At 56.1% G+C, this 19,588-nt stretch carries 6 protein-coding genes; 1 reads left to right on the top strand and 5 read right to left on the bottom strand.

Annotation, left to right across the window (positions count from 1 at the left end):
• Position 1: 1 nt before the first annotated feature.
• Positions 2–1,000, top strand: coding sequence for a cytochrome D1 domain-containing protein (locus EDB95_RS15455; protein WP_133994704.1), 999 nt, complete (start codon positions 2–4; stop codon positions 998–1,000).
• 2 nt (positions 1,001–1,002) lie between these two features.
• On the opposite strand, the gene EDB95_RS15450 is transcribed toward EDB95_RS15455, so the two are convergent.
• The 5 genes from EDB95_RS15450 to EDB95_RS15430 are packed head-to-tail and all read right to left on the bottom strand — an operon-like array spanning position 1,003 to position 19,579.
• Entirely contained in the window at positions 1,003–8,820 is a 7,818-nt protein-coding gene (locus EDB95_RS15450; RefSeq protein WP_133994703.1) for an RHS repeat domain-containing protein, read from the bottom strand.
• 7 nt (positions 8,821–8,827) lie between these two features.
• Positions 8,828–9,535 carry a hypothetical protein gene (locus EDB95_RS15445; protein ID WP_133994702.1) on the bottom strand — a complete coding sequence of 236 codons (708 nt, stop codon included), beginning with the start codon at positions 9,533–9,535 and terminating at the stop codon, positions 8,828–8,830.
• A gap of 13 nt (positions 9,536–9,548) precedes the next feature.
• Positions 9,549–10,508 carry a hypothetical protein gene (locus tag EDB95_RS15440; protein WP_133994701.1) on the bottom strand — a complete coding sequence of 320 codons (960 nt, stop codon included), beginning with the start codon at positions 10,506–10,508 and terminating at the stop codon, positions 9,549–9,551.
• Between the two features lie 24 nt (positions 10,509–10,532).
• Positions 10,533–18,452, bottom strand: a complete 7,920-nt coding sequence (locus EDB95_RS15435; RefSeq protein ID WP_133994700.1) for a hypothetical protein — start codon at positions 18,450–18,452, stop codon at positions 10,533–10,535.
• Positions 18,453–18,469: 17 nt separating this feature from the next.
• Positions 18,470–19,579 carry a hypothetical protein gene (locus EDB95_RS15430; protein ID WP_133994699.1) on the bottom strand — a complete coding sequence of 370 codons (1,110 nt, stop codon included), beginning with the start codon at positions 19,577–19,579 and terminating at the stop codon, positions 18,470–18,472.
• Positions 19,580–19,588 lie beyond the last annotated feature (9 nt).

Raw genomic sequence — 19,588 nt, 5'->3', positions numbered from 1 at the left:
TATGAAAAACATCGTTTTCTCCATGCTTTTATCGTGTATTTCGTACACGTCGTTTGCGCAACTGCTCGCGCTCTCCAAAAATGACCATACCCTGGCCATCGTGGACCCCGTCTCGCTAAAGGTCCTCGCCAAAGTACCGGTGGGTGCCGATCCGCACGAGGTGATCGCTTCCTCTGACGGCCGGACGGCGTATGTCTCCATCTATGGGGGTGGCAGTCTTCACGAAATCGATGTCATCGACCTGGCCGCGCAAAAGGCTTTGCCTCCCATCGATACAAAACCTTTTTTCGGGCCGCATGGGCTCGACTTCGCAGACGGCAAGTTGTGGTTTACGGCCGAGGGCTCGAAGTGCGTGGTCCGGCTTGACCCCGCGACCGGGGCGTTTGACTGGGCCATGGGGACGGGGCAGGATAGGACGCATATGGTGGCTGTCGCGCCCGGCGCGAAGACGATATATACCACGAATGTGTCTTCGGGGACGGTCAGCGTCCTGGAGGAAACGCTGATGCAGGGACCCGGCGGGCCGCCTCCGAACGGCGGCGGCGGCGCACCGCGCCACACCTGGACCCAAACCCTCATCCCCGTCTCCCGGGGCTGCGAAGGCTTCGACGTGACGGGCCAACAGTTATGGACCGCGTCCGCCGAAGACGGCAAGATCTATATCATCGACCTGGCGACCCGTAAGGTCACAGCCACCATCGATGCCCATGTTCAAGGCGCCAACCGGTTACAGTTTACCCCCGACGGCACCCGCGCCCTGATCACCAGCCTCAGGAACGGAGACCTTGTCGTGTATGACGTGGCCACCCACAAGGACATTAAACATATCCCTATAGGCCACGGCGCCGCCGGGATCCTGGTGTCTCCCGACGGTGCACGGGCGTTTATTGGGTGTACGCCGGATAACTATCTCGCGGTCGTCGACCTGAAGACCCTGGCGGTCACCGGCCATATCGATGTCGGCGGCGGGCCGGATGGGCTTGCCTGGGTCAATCACTAATCTTACCATTGCGGCGTCGCCTTCACGTGGACTTCGTTGTTCTTGCTATGCAATTCACCGGAGCTGATGGCCTCCAGTTTTTTATATGCGTCTAACAAATCCGGATCGGGTGAATTGGGCAACGCGATTTGCTTTGTTACACCATCGGCCTGTCTAACGGTGATGAACACCGTTTTCTCCTTACTAAAGTCATAACCGGGTGAATCATTCTTCTTATTGATCGCATCCTGCTTTTTCAGAAGCAGATTCCCCCATGCCTTGATCAGGTCCTGGTAATCCTGCGGGTAATCAATGGGCGGTTCCCCGGTCACCAGGTAGTTGGCAAGGTTACCCAGCAATTCCCGGTTGAGCTTGTTATCAGCGGGATCGTTTCTGAATTTGCTGGGGAAGCCCTTCGACTCGATCGCATTGGTGACCAATACTTCCGCCTGGGCGACAGCAATCAGGCTTCCCGAAGCCTTTTGAAACAAATCCATATGACCCCAGATCTTGATGAGCTTATTGGTCTCCTTGAAAATGGATATGGCCAGCCCTATACCATCTCCTACGCCGTCTACCTTTTCCCTTTGTTCGCTCCATTCTCTCCATTGGCTTTTCGGGTCACTGGGATTATTTTCCGCTTTTGCACCCGGGGGGTCTTCCAACTCGTTTTCCTCTTCTACATCAAATGCTTTTTCGATGTACTCCTGGTCGTCTATATTGTCTTTGCCCAGTTGCGGTTGAAAGACTTTCCAGGTGAATTTCTCGTTGGCAAGGGAAAAATTATGATCGAATAGGTACATGGGTTGTGCCCCCCCGTACCTTTTGGCATCCCAGAAGAATTCCAGACCATCCAGGTCCACCCCTTGTATGGGCCGGTTGCTGGCGAACTGGTAAGGCGACAGGTCTGGGAACTGGGCCGCCATCGGGTCTCCGCTGAGGAAACGCCCCACCCTCGGGTCATAGATCCGCATACCATAGTCCTGCTGGTCCCCTTCACCCTTGACGTCATTGTCGTTCTCCTTGCCGTTAAAACCATACCGGTAAAGACCCGTGCCGGTCAAGGCCATATTCCGGCCGGGCATCAGGCTGCCGAAGGGATAATAGTCCTGGGCATTGATGACCAGCGGCTGATAGTAGGCCACGGTGCTGCCATCGGGCCCCGGCACGGCCAGCTTCCGGTCGGAGACCGTGACGAGGACGTTCCCCAGTTGGTTGGACAATTCAAAGCGTTTATTCCCCCTTATAAAGCTAAAGACGGTACCCGTCCCCAGCTTACTGCCGAGGTACTGGCTCGTACCCGTGCCCCCGGCGGGATTGTCGATGACACCCAGGCGGCGGCGGCCATACATATATTGCTCCTGCCGCGCCATACCGTTGCCGCTGTACACGGCCAGTACCTCACCCATGGCGTCGGTGACGTACCAGGTATTGGTGCCAAGGGAACTCTTGCCGATCCGGTGGAGTGCGGCATCGTATTGATAACTGATCGTCCCCGTGGTCTTCTGGATCGTGGCTATTTTGCCATAGACCGTCCAGGTGATTGCGTTGATCTGGGACTGGCGGTCGCTGGTCAAATCGCCTATGGCGTCATAGCCGTAGTTGAGCGGAACCTGGTTGTCTATATCATTGGGATAATTGCCCGCCGGGACGGAATCATGGATATGGTCCAGGCGATTCGTCCCGGGTGTATAGGCATAGACCAGGCTATCCATCCCCAGCGTATTGCCATACCCATTGCGGAAGTACCGGAGGATATTGCCGTTGGCGTCATACGCGACGCGCTCCTTGTATTCGCCCGTACCGGTCAGCCCATTGTCCCAAAGGTTGGTCCCCGTACCGGGGGCACTACCCGTCGATACGTCCATGGCCGTGATCCGGTTCAGCTGGTCATAGGTATAGGCATACATCCTGGCGCTGTTAAAGGCACCGATATTTAGGGCACTGCTGCTGATGTTCCCGTTATACAACGGTTTGTAAGCAGCGCCCAGGGCCTGTTTCCAGCCGTTGAACACGGCAGTGTTTGTAATGGATGCATAATCTCCGTCAAAGTAGTTCATGCTTAACCCGAACGCATCCTGGCCGACATACCGGGTCGCCTGGTTGGTACCGGCGCCGTCCGCGCCCATATCGGCGGCGGGATTCAGGCTGGTGCTGTTGATCCCTTTGAGCCATCCCTGGAGGGTGAAGGCGACGTCTACCCCCTGCACCTGGTTTTCGCCCAACAGGTAGCGGGCAACCTGTCCGTGTTTGTAATAGCTGTAGTTGGCCTCGTGTTCGATCGTGACCGAGTCCGACGAGGTGAACACATCCGTCACGCGGTTCCCGGCATCGTACAGGTTGAACTGCATATAGGCGTCCGGTTTACCGACCTGGTAAAGAACCGCATCGATACGCCCGCAGATAAGGTCGTATTGGTAATCGACCCGTTTGTACCGCTGACCGCTGGCGGGCATGGGCCCCGTCGTTCCGTAGTCTTGGAGGACGCTTTTTATATTGCCGTCGATGTCGTAACTATAGTAGGTCGTATACAAGGGCTGTACGCCGCTTTGGCCCGGGGCCATGGTTTTATACGATACCCGGTTGCGCAGCGTTGACGGATCCTGGGTCAGCCACGGACCGATCGAAGACGGTCCCGCCTGGTCGTATACGGTGGTCGTCACCATATACCGGTTGGCGGTGTTGTTCGCCAGCCACCGTTGTAACGACACGGGTGTCTGGGTTACGGTGGCCGCCACGGCCCCGGACGCGTTGTTGATTTGCCCGGTTTCGATCTTCCGGTCAAGAGCGTCGTAAATATTATAACTATAATTGTTCCCTTCCACGCGTTGTTTGGCATTTTGATTCAACACGCCCCGTTGTTCCCGGTCGTACCAAAAGGCGGCGGTTCCTTCGTCCGGCGTCTGGCTGGTGGTCATTTTGTTGACCGTGTTGTACCGGTACTGGGTGATGAGTGTATGGGCGGGCGTCAGCGCCTGGCCGTTGGCCCTTGCCAGGTCCACCTGTTTGAGCCAGGTGGGGTCATAGTTCCGCGCCACCCCGGCAGGCGGTACCGTTTTGACCAAGTTACCGGCCTGGTCGTAGTAATACAAGGTATACTGGTATTCGTCGATGGATTGCGTAGCGGTAAAGCTTTCTTTTTGGGTAGCCCGGAGGCAAAGCCCGATATAAGCGTTCTGGAAGCTGCCTTGTACGGAGTCCGAGTAATAGTTATAGACATTCATGGCCCGGCTGGTCGCCCAGTTGGTGCTATCCGCACAAGGGGACGGCGCCGTTGGCGGCATATACGGGATAGGAGGTGTCGGGTCGGGGCAAAGGGTTGTCGTCGTATTGGTGATGGCGCCCGCGCAGGCGGCCGACTCGGGGAAGTAGCTGGAGAACAGCACCGCGGAGGTAGACGCGTCGAGCACTTTTACCCAACTGGCCAGCAGGCCGTGGCTGTTGGACTGAAGCCCCATCCCGTTGACGTATCCCCCGCTCACACGGACCGTCGTTTGGGAGATCAGCCAGGTCGTATCGGCCGGATCTTTTGCCCACACTGCGCCCATATAGGTGTTGTTGCCGGTCTCGATAACAGGGTTGACCACATCCGTCGGGGAAGCGGGTTTTATCCGCCACTGCATCACGACGACGCTGTCCTGGACGGGGATGTTATCGACCTTGTCCACCAGGACATAGTCACCGGCCACGGAGCTGGAAGGGCCCTGGAAGGCACTCCCGGTAAAGAACTGGGCAGCAGGCTGGAGGTTGTCGATCGCCGCATTGTACAAGTCTGCGTCTACATAAAGCCCGGTGCCCGGGTTGTATACCGTCCATTGCAAAGAAGCGCATTGCGCGGGTGACGGGGACATCAGGCCGCAAGTGTCGATGAACGCCAGGTAAGCATCGTACGTCTTGGAAAAACCAAGCTTGTTGTTCATATACGCGGTGAAGAGCTGGTTCTTCTGGACCTGCAGGCTGTCGGTGAAATCGCTGGAGGGATTGATGTCCGGGTAGGCCACGTGGAAGGAATCCACCCACTTCTGGAAGGCCGCGCAATTGACACACGAGGACGTATAACCGCATTGCAGGGCCGGTGGTATGCTGATCGGGTGGGCCAGGTAGACACAGGAGATCTGCCCGCTGCACAAGGACCGGAGCGAATCCAAAGTACCCTCCGATATAGACACGCCCAGGTTCTTTTGAACATAGTCGCTAAAGGAGGTATAAAAAGAAGACAACGCCTGATACGAAGAATAGAGCGACGTCACCCGCGAACACTGGCAGGAGTCTGGTTTTGCGTATATCAGAACGTTCTGTTGGGAACTGGGGGCACTGTAGCTTTGAGGATATAGGATCAACTCCCCGTTACAGGCCACAGTGCTGATGGCGTCGCTGTGGGTTTGGTTGTATTGGTGTACATAATAGGCGATGACGTCGTCGAAGCTCTGGAAATTATTGGTGGTACCGGGCGCGATCGAACTGGCGCCGTTCGGGTGGTTGGCGTCGGTCCCCTTTTGGCATACCGTCACAAGGGCGTTGATGATGGCAGCCGAGTCCGGCAGGAGTTTTGCCGTTGTACAGGAGGCAAGCTGGCTCCACCAGACGCTGGCATAGGCGGCACAACTGTTCGCCGATCCGCTGATCTGCGCGGCAATCGCCGCCTTGCTTTTGGCCAACCCGGCCTGGGTGGTGTCGGTAGAATTGATGCCCAGGCTGTCGCTGATGATCGTGGAGGTATTTGTCTCAAATTCGGACGTATGGACACCGGTCTGGAAGTCGGTCTCCAACGTGCCCGGCATCGGGTACAACGCCAATATCAAAGACTGGATGATCTGCTGCTTCCTGGTCTCGTAGAGACTCATAAAGGACTTCCAGGCCATATCCGCACTCCCTTTACAGGAAGAGGTGTCCGAAAAGGGGAAATATTTATTGGACAAGGCACAGGCTTTGTCGTTCGGGTTGCAAAAACCGGTCCCGGACGCCAGACCCCAGATCGAAGCCGTGTCCACCCTGGGCCGGAAATAATACCGCTGCATGTTCGCGTTCATATTGGAAAGCTGGGGCTTGTCCCGGATAAAGAAGCTGTCCACGATGGGCGGGTGGGCGTTGATCGGGAACGACATGTCGCTGAAGAGGTGTACAAAGCCCGGATTGCCCGTAGGGTTCAGGTATCCTTTCGCATAGGCGGCGCTAAAGGTCGTCGTACCGCTGAAGTCGTTGTCCCAGTCATAGCTGGCCCGGCTGACGGTTCTGATGAGGTATTGCAGGCGGGCGTATTCGGGGTGACACTTTAGCAACGCGTTCGCCCAGGAAGGTTTAAAGTTGTCGACGAATTGTGCCCTTGTCAGGTTGTTCGGCAAGGTCGCCACCCCATTGATATAGACGTGGTCCAACTGACCGTTCTCATCCAGGTAATGAATCGTGTCCTCCTGATAAAACTGCGCTATGCGGAACCTGAAAGGGGGCACCCTGATCAATACAGTACGGAATATCGACCACGCATCGATCTTGGTGGAATCGGCGTATTGTCCGAAGGGCGGGGTCATATCCTGCTGCATATCGCTGGTGACCTCGTCGATGTGGTTGGCCGTTTTCGGACAAAGCAGGTTGCAATTGGCGACCTGGCGGTTATATTCCGTCTGGATGGTCGATTCCATGGCGGCGGTAATGGTCATGCCGGTCCAGCCGTTTTGGGCGATGAAGGACGCCCGGAAACTGGCATAGGTGCCCAGGGCGGCCAGACAGGATCCGCAATCGGTATTGCCGCAACCCGGGTGGGTCACCTTGAAGCTGTCGATATACGCGTTCACAAAGCTGGTCAGCGACCGGCAGAGGTTATTTTGAAGGAAAAGCGTATCCGCGTAATAATTGAGGGTGGCCTGGTTGATGCTAAGCCTTTTGGTGACCATATAGCTGCCCTCCGGCAGGGATACCGTGAAGCTGACCGGGGTGGCCGCAGAGATGCCCTGACGGCTGTATACAAAAGGTTGGCCACCCGTCTTTTGGTTCTTACAATCATCGGTAACGGTGATCACGAGGTCGTACAAACAGGGATAGTTCACCGGTTGTCCGTTGCAATTTTTCAGTGTCAGGACGGACGGCGGCAACGTATAATTGAAGACGACATTGTCGGCCTGGGTCAGCATCAGGCTTTTGGAGGACTCGGTGGTCAGGTCCCGGACAATATTGTTCGTGCTGTCCGTCATCGTCTTTGTCAGTACACTGTCTTTCCGGTTCGGCAGGTTGTCCAGCTTGATGCTGTCCGGGACATTACCCGCCAGCGCCGTCGCCACCGTATGGCCATGTATGTCGATATAGGTGATCATGTATTGCCCGTTGGCATCCCGGATCAGGTTTTTCAAATAGTGGCTGGCATAACCGGCTTCGGTCCCGAAAAGCCCATCCAGCTCTGTCTGGTCGGGGTTACCGAAATAATACAGGGATTCGTGCCCGCTCCCCAATTGATGATGGGGTCCTAACCCGCCCTGGGCCGCCAAACGGCCTGTATTGTCGTCGAGGTATTTGGTCTCCGAAAAAGGATACCCCTGGGCATCGGGTATCCATTGGTTATAGGCGTTCGCCCGTTCGGGGTTATTGGGCGAATAATACATAGCGGCACCGCTTTGCATACTGCTCATACTATCCGCATGGGCATTGCAGGTATACACCGACAGCGGCCGGTCGTAGTGGCTTTTGTCGTACTCCCCATTATTGACATTATTAAACTGGGGGGTATATTCGATCAGCGTATTGATGGTTGGCGCATCCATTACTTTGATCTGGATCCGGCCCTGGTAGTCGTAGAAATTCTCGGAGACGATCGTGGTCTGGGTCGTATTGTCTTTTGCCACGGCTTGCCGCTCCCTGAAAGATCCGTCGAAATAGCGCACCTTGGACAGTTTCCTGCCACCTTCCGCAAAACTCGTCGTGGACTGCCAGTTCAGGTTGGTCTGGTGACCGGAAAACCCAAAGGTATTGTAGGCCTTCCAGTCCGATTCCATGCGGGGACCGCTGGGCAGGGTTTCCACCGACCGGACCCTCATAAAAAGGATACCCTGCTTCTCGAAAATAAGGGGGATCGCGTAGCCGGTCGACGTGTCTGCAAGATTAACCCGGGTCGCGTTGTTGGTAAATATATTCTGGTAAAATGTCTGCGTTCCCGGCTGTCCGTAACGGCCGCTGAGGTATGCAGAGGAGTCGATATACGTCCATTCCAGGTCATAGCCTGTTACACCGGGAACAGCGGCCCAATGTACCGGTAATTCGTCGGGTATGGAACCAACCGCAGTGGCCGGTTGTGTTATATTCAACTGCGTTACTGCAGAATTGCTACAGTCAAACTTATAGTAGTTCCGGTACTGTACGGTGTTGTCTACCTCCAGGAGTGGGAGGACGGAAGCGTCGGCCCCGGTGATCCCGATCACTTTGACCTTCACCTGGTAGCCGTTGTAAAAAACGAGGCTGTTGGATACCGGGTAAGTGGCGGCCCGGGCTGTGTCATAGTGTATGGTAAGCGTCAGGGTATTGCCAACAGAGTCATAAGTTTTGCCATCCTTCCCGGTGAAATACACTTTATACGTAAGCACTGCCGTAAACGGTTTTGAAATAACAAACGGCAGCGCCTCGTTCAACCGGAAGGTGACGATATTTTTGATAAAGGCCGAGTCAATCAAACTCGTCTTGTTGACATAGTCGGCGATGTATTCCGCGTCCGAAGCCACGGCCGTGTCCCCCACCTGGGGGCCGCCGGTGATCGGGGCCGTCTGGGCCTGCATGCCCGGGAACTGGAAATTCACCTGGGCCCGGGTGGCCAGAAAGGCCATCAACGCTATGCACAGTAAGAATGACTTGATCTTCATAACTCCGTTAATTGATGCTTACAGGGAAGTTGGCTGTCTGTATGAAACGGTAACCAGAAAAGGCCGGCTGTGCCTGTGCCTTTCCATCCATACCGACTTTGATATAGGTCCGTACGTTGAGGGAGGCTGTGTCCAGGGGCGCCCTGCTGTAGGCAGAAAAGCGCATGGTCACCAACGCCGGTCCCGAAGGCGATGCAGGCATGACATAGGTCATGCTTTTAGGGATATGCGTGGAAGGGTCATAGACAAGGGTGCAGTTGTAGTGCCGGGTGGAATCCGGGAAGCGGATCGTGATCGCGCCCTTGGTCAGTGAAATGTCGGCCTTTGCCAACACAGCGGTATCCAGGCTGCCGAAAAACATATCCTTGCCGGCGGACGCACCAGGTATGTAGGGCCCGGCCATCAGCACATGGTCGTCATGATAGGCGACGACCACCGTGCTGTCGTCCTGAAGGGTCTCGGTATGCCCTATCCGCGTAAAACGGGTACTCCCCCAAAGCCGGTAAACACCGGTCAGGGAATCCAGCGTATGCGATGGATCGGACGCCAGTGCGTAAGTATAGTCCACATTGCAGCTGACAAAGGCCCCGGGTTCGGGCCGGAAACGGTCCCCCACCAGGCTGATCTCTTTGAGGGCCTTGGTTTGGGCCGCATCCTGGGCCGCCGCACTGCAGGCAGATGCCATGAAAAAGGCTATGAGAATGAATCTGGTCATGGTAAATGAAGGGTTAATACTGCCAGTCACCTTGTTGTTTCTTGTCGACCGTATAGGTGGCACCCGTACGGATCAGGGAATTGTCCGACAAACCGGAGATCGTAAACGTCAGCGTAGGGTTCGTAAAGGTCTCGGGGTACATCCGGTAGGCGGTGTTCGTCGTGGTGACCACACCCGCGCCGTTGATGGTCTCAGTGGCGCCCCGGACATAGTACAGGTTGGGATACTTGATGTCCTGGTTGACGACACACTCCCCGATGACATAGGCATCGTTTTGCGTATCCTCCGTTACCGTCAGCGTGTAGATCGTCTGACCCGCCAGGGACCCCGTGATCACCGTACCGGCGTTGGTCCCGCCCGGAACGGTAGTCTCGAACCAGATCACCGAAGAAATGTTGCGGGCGTAGTCCGGGTTGCTGACGTAGGTCGCGTTCCAGTTGGTGAGGGTATAGGTAAGGGTACTGTCCGTTTGACTATAATCCCGGGTATAGATCTTGAACACCCGGTTCGTCTGGGTAAGGTCGTGTCGTATCCCCAGGGAATCCGTGATGTAAAACCCCACCCCATCATACTCGACGGCTCCTTTCACGGGCGTCGTCGTGATCGGACCGGCGGTCATCACGATCGGCGGCGCAGTGGTCGTCCCGGCGATGGCCTGGTTTCCGGCGGTAAGGACGCTGGCCAGTGTGGGTGTTATGGTGGGCGCGCTCGCCGCGTGGATGTGCAGCGTATCCGCCCCGACCAGGTAGGTAGTGTCGTCGATCCGGGTCAGCCCCCGTTTGAACTGGGTACGGCCCGCACCGGTATTGAACAGGAACCCCGGAATGGTATCGGTGCTGTTTTCCAGCCGCAATTCCCCCGTTCCCGTATTGCTATGGATGTGTACGCTGTCGCCGACGATCTGGGTCTGTACCTGCGCGGTGGCGGACAACCCAACAAGGGCAAGAGCCATGATAAAAAAACCTGTTTTCATATGTATGGTCTTAAAGTGAATGGTTTATGGAATATCCTTGACAAGGGCACTCCTCGTTTCCTTGATGGTTTTTATACCCTGTTCCGTTTCTTTCTTTACCCGTATGAGCGTGCCGTCGTCATTGTATTCGAAAAAGGTCGCATAGTTGTTTTCATCCAGCTGCGCCATCAGCCGCAGCGAAGCGTCGTCATACACATAACTCTTCATTTCCCCGTTGAAGGGCTGTATACGGAGGTCGTCAAAGTATACGGTTCCCGTATACCCGTCAAACGTGTAGTTCGACAGGACGACACGCATAAAGACGGATCCGGCGGGAACGGTCACCACATCCTCTATCCGTTGCCACCCGTCGATGATATTCCCGGAGGGGTATACAATCACAGGGTTGTAGTTATTCACAGGGTTTCCGTTGACGTCCGAGAAATACACGGCAAGGGAACCATGGGTATAGGTCTTACAATGGCAGTCTTGTTGCTCCTTGACCCAGGTGCTGACCAGGAGCTGGGAGCCGACGGACGGCGACAATTCCTTGTACAAAACGTTTTGGGCGGTTACTCCATTCGTATCTATACAAGGCGTCAGCGTGGTATGAATCATCCGCTGGGCCGCCGCTACCGAAGTATACAAGTAGAAGGTCGGAATGGCACTGAAAGGACCCGAAGGGCTGCTCCCCATATAGAGATGGGCCAGCCCACCCTGCTGTCCGGCCTCGTGTTCGATCCGGATCCGGTATATCTTGCTGCGGCGGAAGTTGTAAGGACCCGCGTATACAAAGGCGCCGGCGTTAGATCCGTCGTATTGTGTAGGATCGTTGGCGTAGAGGTTGAAGACCAGCGAATCATTGATCCACATTTTGAACGAATTGGTCACCGACACCCGGAAATAAACGTTCAACAAATCGGCCGGTGTCATCAGGGCACCCTGCCAGACCACCCGGTAGTATGTCCTGTACGTCTTGTTCCCAATGGTCGTGATCGGGTTTCTGGAACGGCTGTCGTAGTCGACGTTGCCGCCCCCCGGAAAAGCCTGGGAAGGCCCGTTGCTGTAGTTGTAATTATCCAGGCCATAGTTGTCTCCGTAGTAGGGCGCTATGGAACTGTAATTATAAAACGTATCGGCCAAACCGAAGCCAAAGGTGGTGATCCGGTACATCGGAAGGATCGTCGTATCCAGCTTCATCGTGAGCATACCCGCGGAATCGGGATCGGCGGTGACGGAACAGGTGGCCGTAGCGGCGTGCCCGGGCCCGATGAACATGCTGTATTTCCCGGTATGGGCTTCCGCCGACGTAATGTTGGTGGCGGCGCTGTCTATGACCAGGTGGCGCGGGATGATGCAACGGTTACAGGACTGGGCCGCGCCAAAATTATAGTCCTCGAAGCCGTCGTAGGCTGCCTGCTTATAGGCGGCATTTTGTATCACGGCCAGCGGAAGGCTTTGGTTAAAGCCATACTGTACCGCATTATAGATCCCGAGCGCGTTCCGGCTTTCCTGTTGCAAACCCCGCTTGTTAAACAAGGTGGTTTCCACGGACCATATCCACTTGACCGTATCCGTGGCCGGCGACATCTTGGCGCTGGTAAAGCTCCAATACGGCAGATAGTTGATCATGGTGCCGTCGTTCCGGATATCCGTGTGCTGGCTAAAATCCGTTTGTTTCCGGTTGTCGACATACGTATAAGCCTTTTGCGTCCTCCAGTTACCCAAAATGCCAAACCGGTAGGGATTGACCGTCGTGTCCGTGATATTGGAGAGACAGGTATCCAGGCTGCTCGTCTTTATACAGTAGGTGGTGTCGCAAACGGTCTGCTGCGTTGTTCCCGGCTCACAGTAGAGATAGGTGACCTTGATGTAAGGCCCCACAGGGCAGGAGGCTTGCGGATTTTTTGTCAGACCGCAATAGCCTGTGCCTCCGGGCCCGGTATATCCACCGGGTTCGTTATAGGCCTGACAGGGAGATGGTGGTGGCGGCGGCGGCGGTGGGGGGGGGAACGGACGACGCGGCGGGGGCACCCGGCGGGGCGGAATAACCGCGTTGGTGGTTACGGCAGACACGGCAGGGGTTGCGGACGCGGCGGCAGCCGACCCCCCTCCCCCCAATGTGCTCAAACATTGATCCGATGCCCAGAAGCAAAGCCGGTCGAAATGATCCGTTTGCCCGGTGACGGGCCCGAGCCGCAATACGGTCGGCCCACCGGTGGCGATCATCTGCTGCAGCAGGGTGGTGACATCCACCTCGTATGAATTTTCTTTGAGCGTCTTATCCAGGGAAACGGTATTGGCCACCCCGTAGTCGATGACGTCCTGCAGTTGCAGTTCGGGCCAGTTTGCGGTGGAAGCGAAGTTCAGGCTATTGATACGCGTGTCTGTAACCCGTGCCAGTTCGAAATTGTGTGCCGCATAGTGGTCAAGATAGTGCGGGTTGGTGGCGTTGTGGTTCTTTTGACCGATGGATACCGAGTTGAGGCCCGTCGTTTCCGTGTGGTCGGCCAGGTGCGGACGCAGGAACATCCAGGCCTTGGTAATCACGGCTCCGGGCGGAATATAATTCACATCACCCGGTGATTGCGGGGAAGTGGGGATCGAGAGTCTCAGCCAGCTGTACAGGTCGATTTCGCGCGCCTTACCGGAGCCCCCGTTGTCCATATGCGCTGCTTCGAAATAGGGCCTGTCGGGGTACGTATACCGGTGCCGGCCACCATAAAATTCATTGGATATGGTCAATTCCGGATCCAGGGTAGCAGGGAAAATATAGGCGGTCCTCAGGTTGGGCGTCCGGGTCGTTACCTGGGTGGACAAGACAAACTTGGCGTCCTGCACTTTCCAGAAGTCGCTAAACGTCTGGGCCGTTGTATTGATGATCCGGGTCTGGTCATCAAATACCAACTGCCATTGCCCATTGACAACCCGAACGGGGGAGGCAAGAGACTGGATGTCCCCGACCTTATCCCCGAGCAGGTTCCGTTTCCCTGAGCGTAATATTTGTATGGTCAGGGGATTGGTGGGGTTGGAAATACCGGTAAAGAAGTTCCCGAACTGGTCCATGAAATAGATCCCCGTAAGCCCCTTGTTGTTTTGGATCTTGGAAGCCGAAATAGCCCAAAGTTTATACGTATTGGGCGTGCCGCTCCAAAGAGACGCGGCACAGATACCCTCCCCGGTACAGGGATTGATCGCCGACTGCACCCCGGTTTTATTGTACGCGTTGGTGACGATGACTTCGTCTCCACTTTCAAAAAAGTGTTCGATGTTGGGATAATTGGGGGCCTGAATTTTGCCGGCCCTGAAGGTCACATTGCTAAAGACTGCTCCGATATTTTTATAGGCGGGCTCCATGCCGCTGTAGGCCCAGTGTGCCGGGTAGTGGAAGTCATATACAGGGTCGTTGAACTCGTTTTGGGTGCTGCTCAGAACTACGTCCCCGGTCTCTCCGTCATACACAAGATTCTGGGTGGTCACCAGGCTTCCCTTGTTATAGTTCAAGACCTTGTCCAGGATGCCGTACCGTTGCACCAGCTTCATGGTCGCCGCCGATCGGTACCTGTCCGCCTCCCACTGGGGAAACGGCCACACCATCGTGATGTCCAGGGGGATGATGCCCAACACAAAAGCGTCGGTATTGAATTCCAGGTCGATCCCCTTGGTCTGTGTATTTTCCTCCCGGAGGTCGACCATCACCTCTATGTCCTTACCGATCTGTGCCGACGGGTTAATATGCCCGCTGGCAGCATCGACCACCGCTACCTCGTTGTTGAGGTGTTTGAACACGGCGCTGTCGTTGTCTGTCTTGTAATAGTATTGCGTATAGCTTACGGGGTTATAGGGATCGTTCTCGGGGAAGGAAGAAACCGACTTGGGTTTCCCGTTCATGTCGTTGATCTCCACCTTGAATCCCTGGGTCTGGGCCAGGTAACTCTTGGCGTCAATTTTAAAGAGGTTGGACAAAAAGGACGGTTTGAACTGCCGCTGATCCAGCGGTGTCTGTTCGACCAGGGTAGGAAAGTCGTACGTCGTATAGAACTGGGACTCCTGGTACCCGCCGGCCGAGGCGACCTGGCCATGGATCGTATGGATCCGGACCTTGCTGTACCCTACCTCGGCGCCCGGGAAATAGCCTTCCCCCAGCGGGTTTTCCGTGTACATATTGTTGGACGGCGCCAGCGGAGATACCTGGGTCGTGTATTCGATCGGCGTACGGAAGGGATTTTCCTCATTGCCGATCGAGGGTTCCCACGCGGCTACCCCGCTGCTGATGGTCGTCGGTACGCCATTGATCGTCGCGGTGGTGGTATAGCTGTACTCCTGTCCATAAGAGGCGTCTTGCTGACCGGTCATCCGGTGGAAATTGTCCCAGATGGTGATCCTTTTTACGCGGAGCCCGCCCCCGAACTTCCGGTATTCGGCATTGTCCAGGCGCACAAAGGATTTGCTAAGATCGGTCAGACAGGCGCTGCTCACCAGGCGTGTCCGCGTGGCGAAATTGGTGATCAGCTCGGAAAAGTTCACGATATAGCCTATCAAAGCCTTGCCCAGGGCGATAGGGTCAAAGGCCCCGTCAAGGTCAGAGCCCGGGTATGCCTTGGAAGGCAGGTTCAGGCGCAGGGCCTGGATGGCGGCTTTCGCCAGCGGGCTGACATAGGCCAATCCGCCTTCCGCACTCTTCATGTGCACCCAGATCATGTGCGGATCGGAGGGATTTACGCCGTAATCATCGTATTGCGCATACACGGCGACATGCTCAAAACCGCCCCCGTATACATCGGACGGCATCTTTACGCGATACGTGAAGTAAATCTCGCTGATCCCCTGCAGGTATTTGTTATAGACGTCGGTCCGGTTTTGAACCGCATTGGGGACGTGTATGAATACGTATCCATAGTCCTGGATGATGCCGTTGAAAAGATGTCCGTCCCCGGTAAAGCTCGACGAGGGCGCAAACCCCGCGATCGACATCATTTCCGTGGCGCGTTTATTTTGTACATAAGCATAGTCGTCGGCCTCATAGTCGATCTTAAGACCACCGGTGCTGGGCAATTTGATCGAATCGAGGGTCCAGGCCCCGACGGCATTGGCCGCCTGGGTGCTATCCCAGTTATTCACGCTGTCCTGCAATGCATAGGGATAGTCCATATTCGAAAGACCTCCCGGGTTGGACGACGCTTGCTTGTAGTTGCCCCAGCGGTCGTAGGCGCTGTTGTCGTAGCGGGGGTTGTTGGGGTGGTAGTGGAAAACATAAGGATTCTGGTGCCCCTTGTCGTTCCCGTTGTAACTAAACCAGATCGAGTCCAGCGTCAGCTTCCCCTGTCCGTTGAGGGAGCCGGGAGCCCCGGGACATAACGTATAGGAGTAAACGAAGTGGACGGTTTTTACCGGTGTCGGGGTGATCCCTTTGACCAGGTAATTCATATAGTCCGCCTTCGTATACAGGTCGATCTGCTTCAGGTAACGCAGGCCGTGGCCGGGGTCGAGCCCCCCGTTTTCATCGATGACGCCATACCCGTCCTGCCGTACCTCGTTCTTGGCCGGATCGTTGAGGGTAAACGTGGCGACCATCGTTTTGGTAACGATCGAATTCATGTACCAGATCTCTTTAGTCCCGTAGACGTAGCTCCCCTTGTCATCAGAGTAGTCTGTCTTGAGCCCTTCCTGGTAAGTAGCGGAATCCCGGGAATAGGGGGTGCGCCAGCGATAGGGGTTATCGACCCCATACAGTTTGGTATAATTGAATTTCACCGCATCGCCCTGGTCGTCGTCGGTGATTCCATCCCCCGTTCTGTCTACATAATCGGGGGATACAAGACCCGTGATCAGGAAGGTACTGGCATAAGGTTTTATCGTTTCACGGCTGTAGAAATGGTCTTTACCCTGCTGGTTGCTGGTATGGTTGTCTCCGATCGGCTGGTAATTCACCAGGTTGCCCGAAGACCCGCTTTTGTTCACGGAGAAGCTGACCTCTTCCTGGTCCAGGTTGTACACAGGCAGGCCATAGACATAGCGTTTGCCGTCCGTATTCAGCACGGTTATTTCGGAGAAATGATGCGCCTTCCGGAAAAAGTTCACCCGGCTTTCGGAAGTGACCCCCGTAGGGATCCCGCAATTGGCCAGGGGGAATTGGTTCAGGGGATAGCTGTGGATGGTATTGTCCAGCCCGTAGGTCGAAGCGTTGCCGGCGTTCAGGAAGCTGATCACCTGCGATCTTTTGTCCCGGGAGGTCTTTGTCACGGACGTGGTCACCGGTATAGCCGGCCCGCTGGCGATGTCATTGACATACCCTTGCATCATCGTGGTCAGCGTTGGGTCGTCACTGTTCGTCATGACGGGTAACAGGACCTTTGTATCGCCCAGTTTGTCGTAGTAAGATTGCGCGTTGATGGCCTTCTCGGACGGGTTCTTGAAATAGACGTTTTCGTACGTACTGTCGGCCTGGGTAAACCCGTTTTGGGCGGCCAGCAGGTTGTTGTCCGTCCATGCGCCCGAGGTCGTGGTCGTGTAGCTAAAACGGGCGTCGATCCCACCGTGAAAGACATCCCCCGCGCCCAGGTCGATGGACCCGCCCGCCGAAGCTGCCTTGGAATGCATGACCGGGTCACGGACATAGCCTATATCACCGCGGTAAGGCCGGAACATCCCTCCCGTTCCTTCCCCGCTGATGGAGTAGAGGTCGTAGGTGTAATTGGGGATGGCCAGGTTCGGCGTCTGGGGATTGGCGCAGTAGGCGGGCAAATTGGCTTGCCGGTTAAAGTCCAGCATGCTCCCCGGATCGGCCAAACCGTTTTGAAGATACATATACCCGTGGGCGGCCACGTTCGCCACCGTATCCGGCCGGTCGATGGCCTGGCTGGAAAAATAGCCCGCAATGGATCCCAGGGGATGGAGGCCATCCACCTCGCCCCCCAGCTTCACGGAAAAGTTAAACTGGTAGCTGGTGTAAGGTAAGTTGATCGTAGGGGTGTACGACTGATGGGCAAAACTAATGCTCCCGTTAAACCCTGACGGGTCATGCCGTTGGTCCGCGGTTTGGGCAAGGTTCAACCGGGACCCGCTGGTCGAAATGTTCAGGTCCTTTAAACCGGTTCGCGTGCTAAAACTGGCGCCCACCGAAAACCCGTTGTTGACCCCTTCCACGAGGTTTTCCATACGCGTCCTGTTCAGGAAAAACGAAGGTTCTATGGAAAAGCCGTTCTGCGAATTGTTGTTCAGGTTGATGCCGACACCGGCGTCAAGCCCCCCTTGGGCGGCCTTACCGGACGTTAGCGAAATATTGATGCCGCCCCCGGTTTCAAAACCGATGCCCCGGTAGTTGTTGTAGAACAGACCGGCGTTCAGGCTCACACTGGCGGGCAGTCCGAAGAACTCCGGGCTGGCGCCCAAATTGACACCCGCGGTCCAGTTCGTCCGGACCGACTGTGTTTTGATCACGGTATCCCCGTCGAAATCATCAGGTATGCCCCTCATGTTCCGGTTGATCGCCCCCGGGTTGATGTTCCAGCCCAGGCCGACCCAACTGGCCTCCTGGTCCATGGAAATCCCGCTCCGGTAGTGGATGTTCACCGGGTATCCGTCCAGGTCGAGCAACGGGATATTGTAGGTAAAGTCCCCGGAGAACAGGTCGACCATGTTGTCGGTATTGACGGACTGGAAGGTTTGCTGTTCGGGCTGGCCGGGGCCGGGGCCGCGTTTCGCGGCGGCGCGGGCTGCGGGAGCCGCATTTGGCACGGGCTCGGCGTTTGCCGGGACGAGCATTTGCACCTGCGGCGCCCCTGCGCCGACGGCGTTGCGGACAGCCAACCCAGCGCCGGGCACGACACCCGCGCTCCGCGCACCGCGCGGCCCCCGGTTCACCGGGATCATCGCAATTGCAGCGCCCCCATACTCCAACACCGTGAGCGCGATCAGCAGCGCAGCTATTTCCTTTGAATATTTCTGGATACGGACGGTTATCATGACGGATATTGAGTTATTTATTGAAGCGGTTCGTAGGTAAACCGCAGGTCCCAATTTTCTTTTCTGCCGTTGACCATTTCGAGGACGTAGCCGCTCCCGGGTGTCAACGCGCGGACGTTACTCAGGTCGAGGTCTATAAAGTTCACGCCCCTTTTCAGGACGATGTTTTTTGTATACAGTACCTGGCCCCTGTCCGCATATATGTTGGCGGCCAGAAGAGAATCGTTGGCTTCATTATCGTAGGAAAATTTCATTTTCTGCCGGACGACAAAATGATTGGGTGCAGGTCCTCTTTGCAGGTGCGGATAGGATGCCCAGTCCAGCACGACCGACAGCGTGTCCTTTCTCAGGCTAAAACTCCAGGGGTCCGTGGTGGATGAATAGGTATTGTCGTTTTGGGCAACGACCTGCCAGGCGTAGGTCTTCCCCGGTTGCAGGGAAGTATAGGTGGACGGATACGTCATCGCCACATCCCGGATGCCGACCTGTACCAGCAGGGGAGCGTTCCGTTGAAGGGCCTCCGTAGCGGTCTGACCGGGTTTTACTTCCGCAACGATCAGCTTGTAGTTGAGGTTGCTGAACATATTGGCCGGGGCGGGCGGGATCCAGCTGAATACGGGATTGGCCGTCGTGACCTCGGACTTGTCCGCGGGGTATGCCAGCCGGAGGGGGCTAAAGGGTTCGACCGCCAGCGGGAGACAATCCTGCGCCAGCATAAAGGATCCTTTGGGCGTGCCTTCAAACAGGGTGTAGCAAACGATAAAACGACCGATGGGCAAAAGACCGGCCGAAGCGCCCTGGCTGCCGTAGGAGGCAGAGAGGTAGTCGTATTGCACCGCGCCCATGTCTTTTACGCTGAGCTGGCTGGCGCCCCGGGCAAGGTACACCGGGCTCGTGACCGCGGTAAAGATTTTCCGGCCGGTGCCTTCTTCCTGGAATGTCAGTTGAATCGTGGCCCCGGTGATCGCATCCCCGTTGTTGAGCACCATGATGTTCCACAGCTGGTTTTGCTGGATCAGCCCCTGGGAAGGCAGTTGGGGCTGCATGGTCAGTTGGGCCCTGACCGCCGGAGGGGCGGAAAGGGCAACCATCAAGACCATCATCCAACATTGTAAACGCTTATTCATTTGCCAATA

Origin of the sequence: Dinghuibacter silviterrae (assembly GCF_004366355.1) — a bacterium.
In the GTDB taxonomy this organism is placed as follows: domain Bacteria; phylum Bacteroidota; class Bacteroidia; order Chitinophagales; family Chitinophagaceae; genus Dinghuibacter; species Dinghuibacter silviterrae.
Note: the sequence above shows the minus strand (reverse complement) of the source record. Positions and strands in the feature narration are given on the sequence as shown.

Coding starts and splice junctions, on each gene's coding strand:
- EDB95_RS15440 (WP_133994701.1), bottom strand. CDS start 10,508: ATGAAAACAGGTTTTTTTATCATGGCTCTTGCCCTTGTTGGGTTGTCC.
- EDB95_RS15435 (WP_133994700.1), bottom strand. CDS start 18,452: ATGATAACCGTCCGTATCCAGAAATATTCAAAGGAAATAGCTGCGCTG.
- EDB95_RS15455 (WP_133994704.1), top strand. CDS start 2: ATGAAAAACATCGTTTTCTCCATGCTTTTATCGTGTATTTCGTACACG.
- EDB95_RS15430 (WP_133994699.1), bottom strand. CDS start 19,579: ATGAATAAGCGTTTACAATGTTGGATGATGGTCTTGATGGTTGCCCTT.
- EDB95_RS15450 (WP_133994703.1), bottom strand. CDS start 8,820: ATGAAGATCAAGTCATTCTTACTGTGCATAGCGTTGATGGCCTTTCTG.
- EDB95_RS15445 (WP_133994702.1), bottom strand. CDS start 9,535: ATGACCAGATTCATTCTCATAGCCTTTTTCATGGCATCTGCCTGCAGT.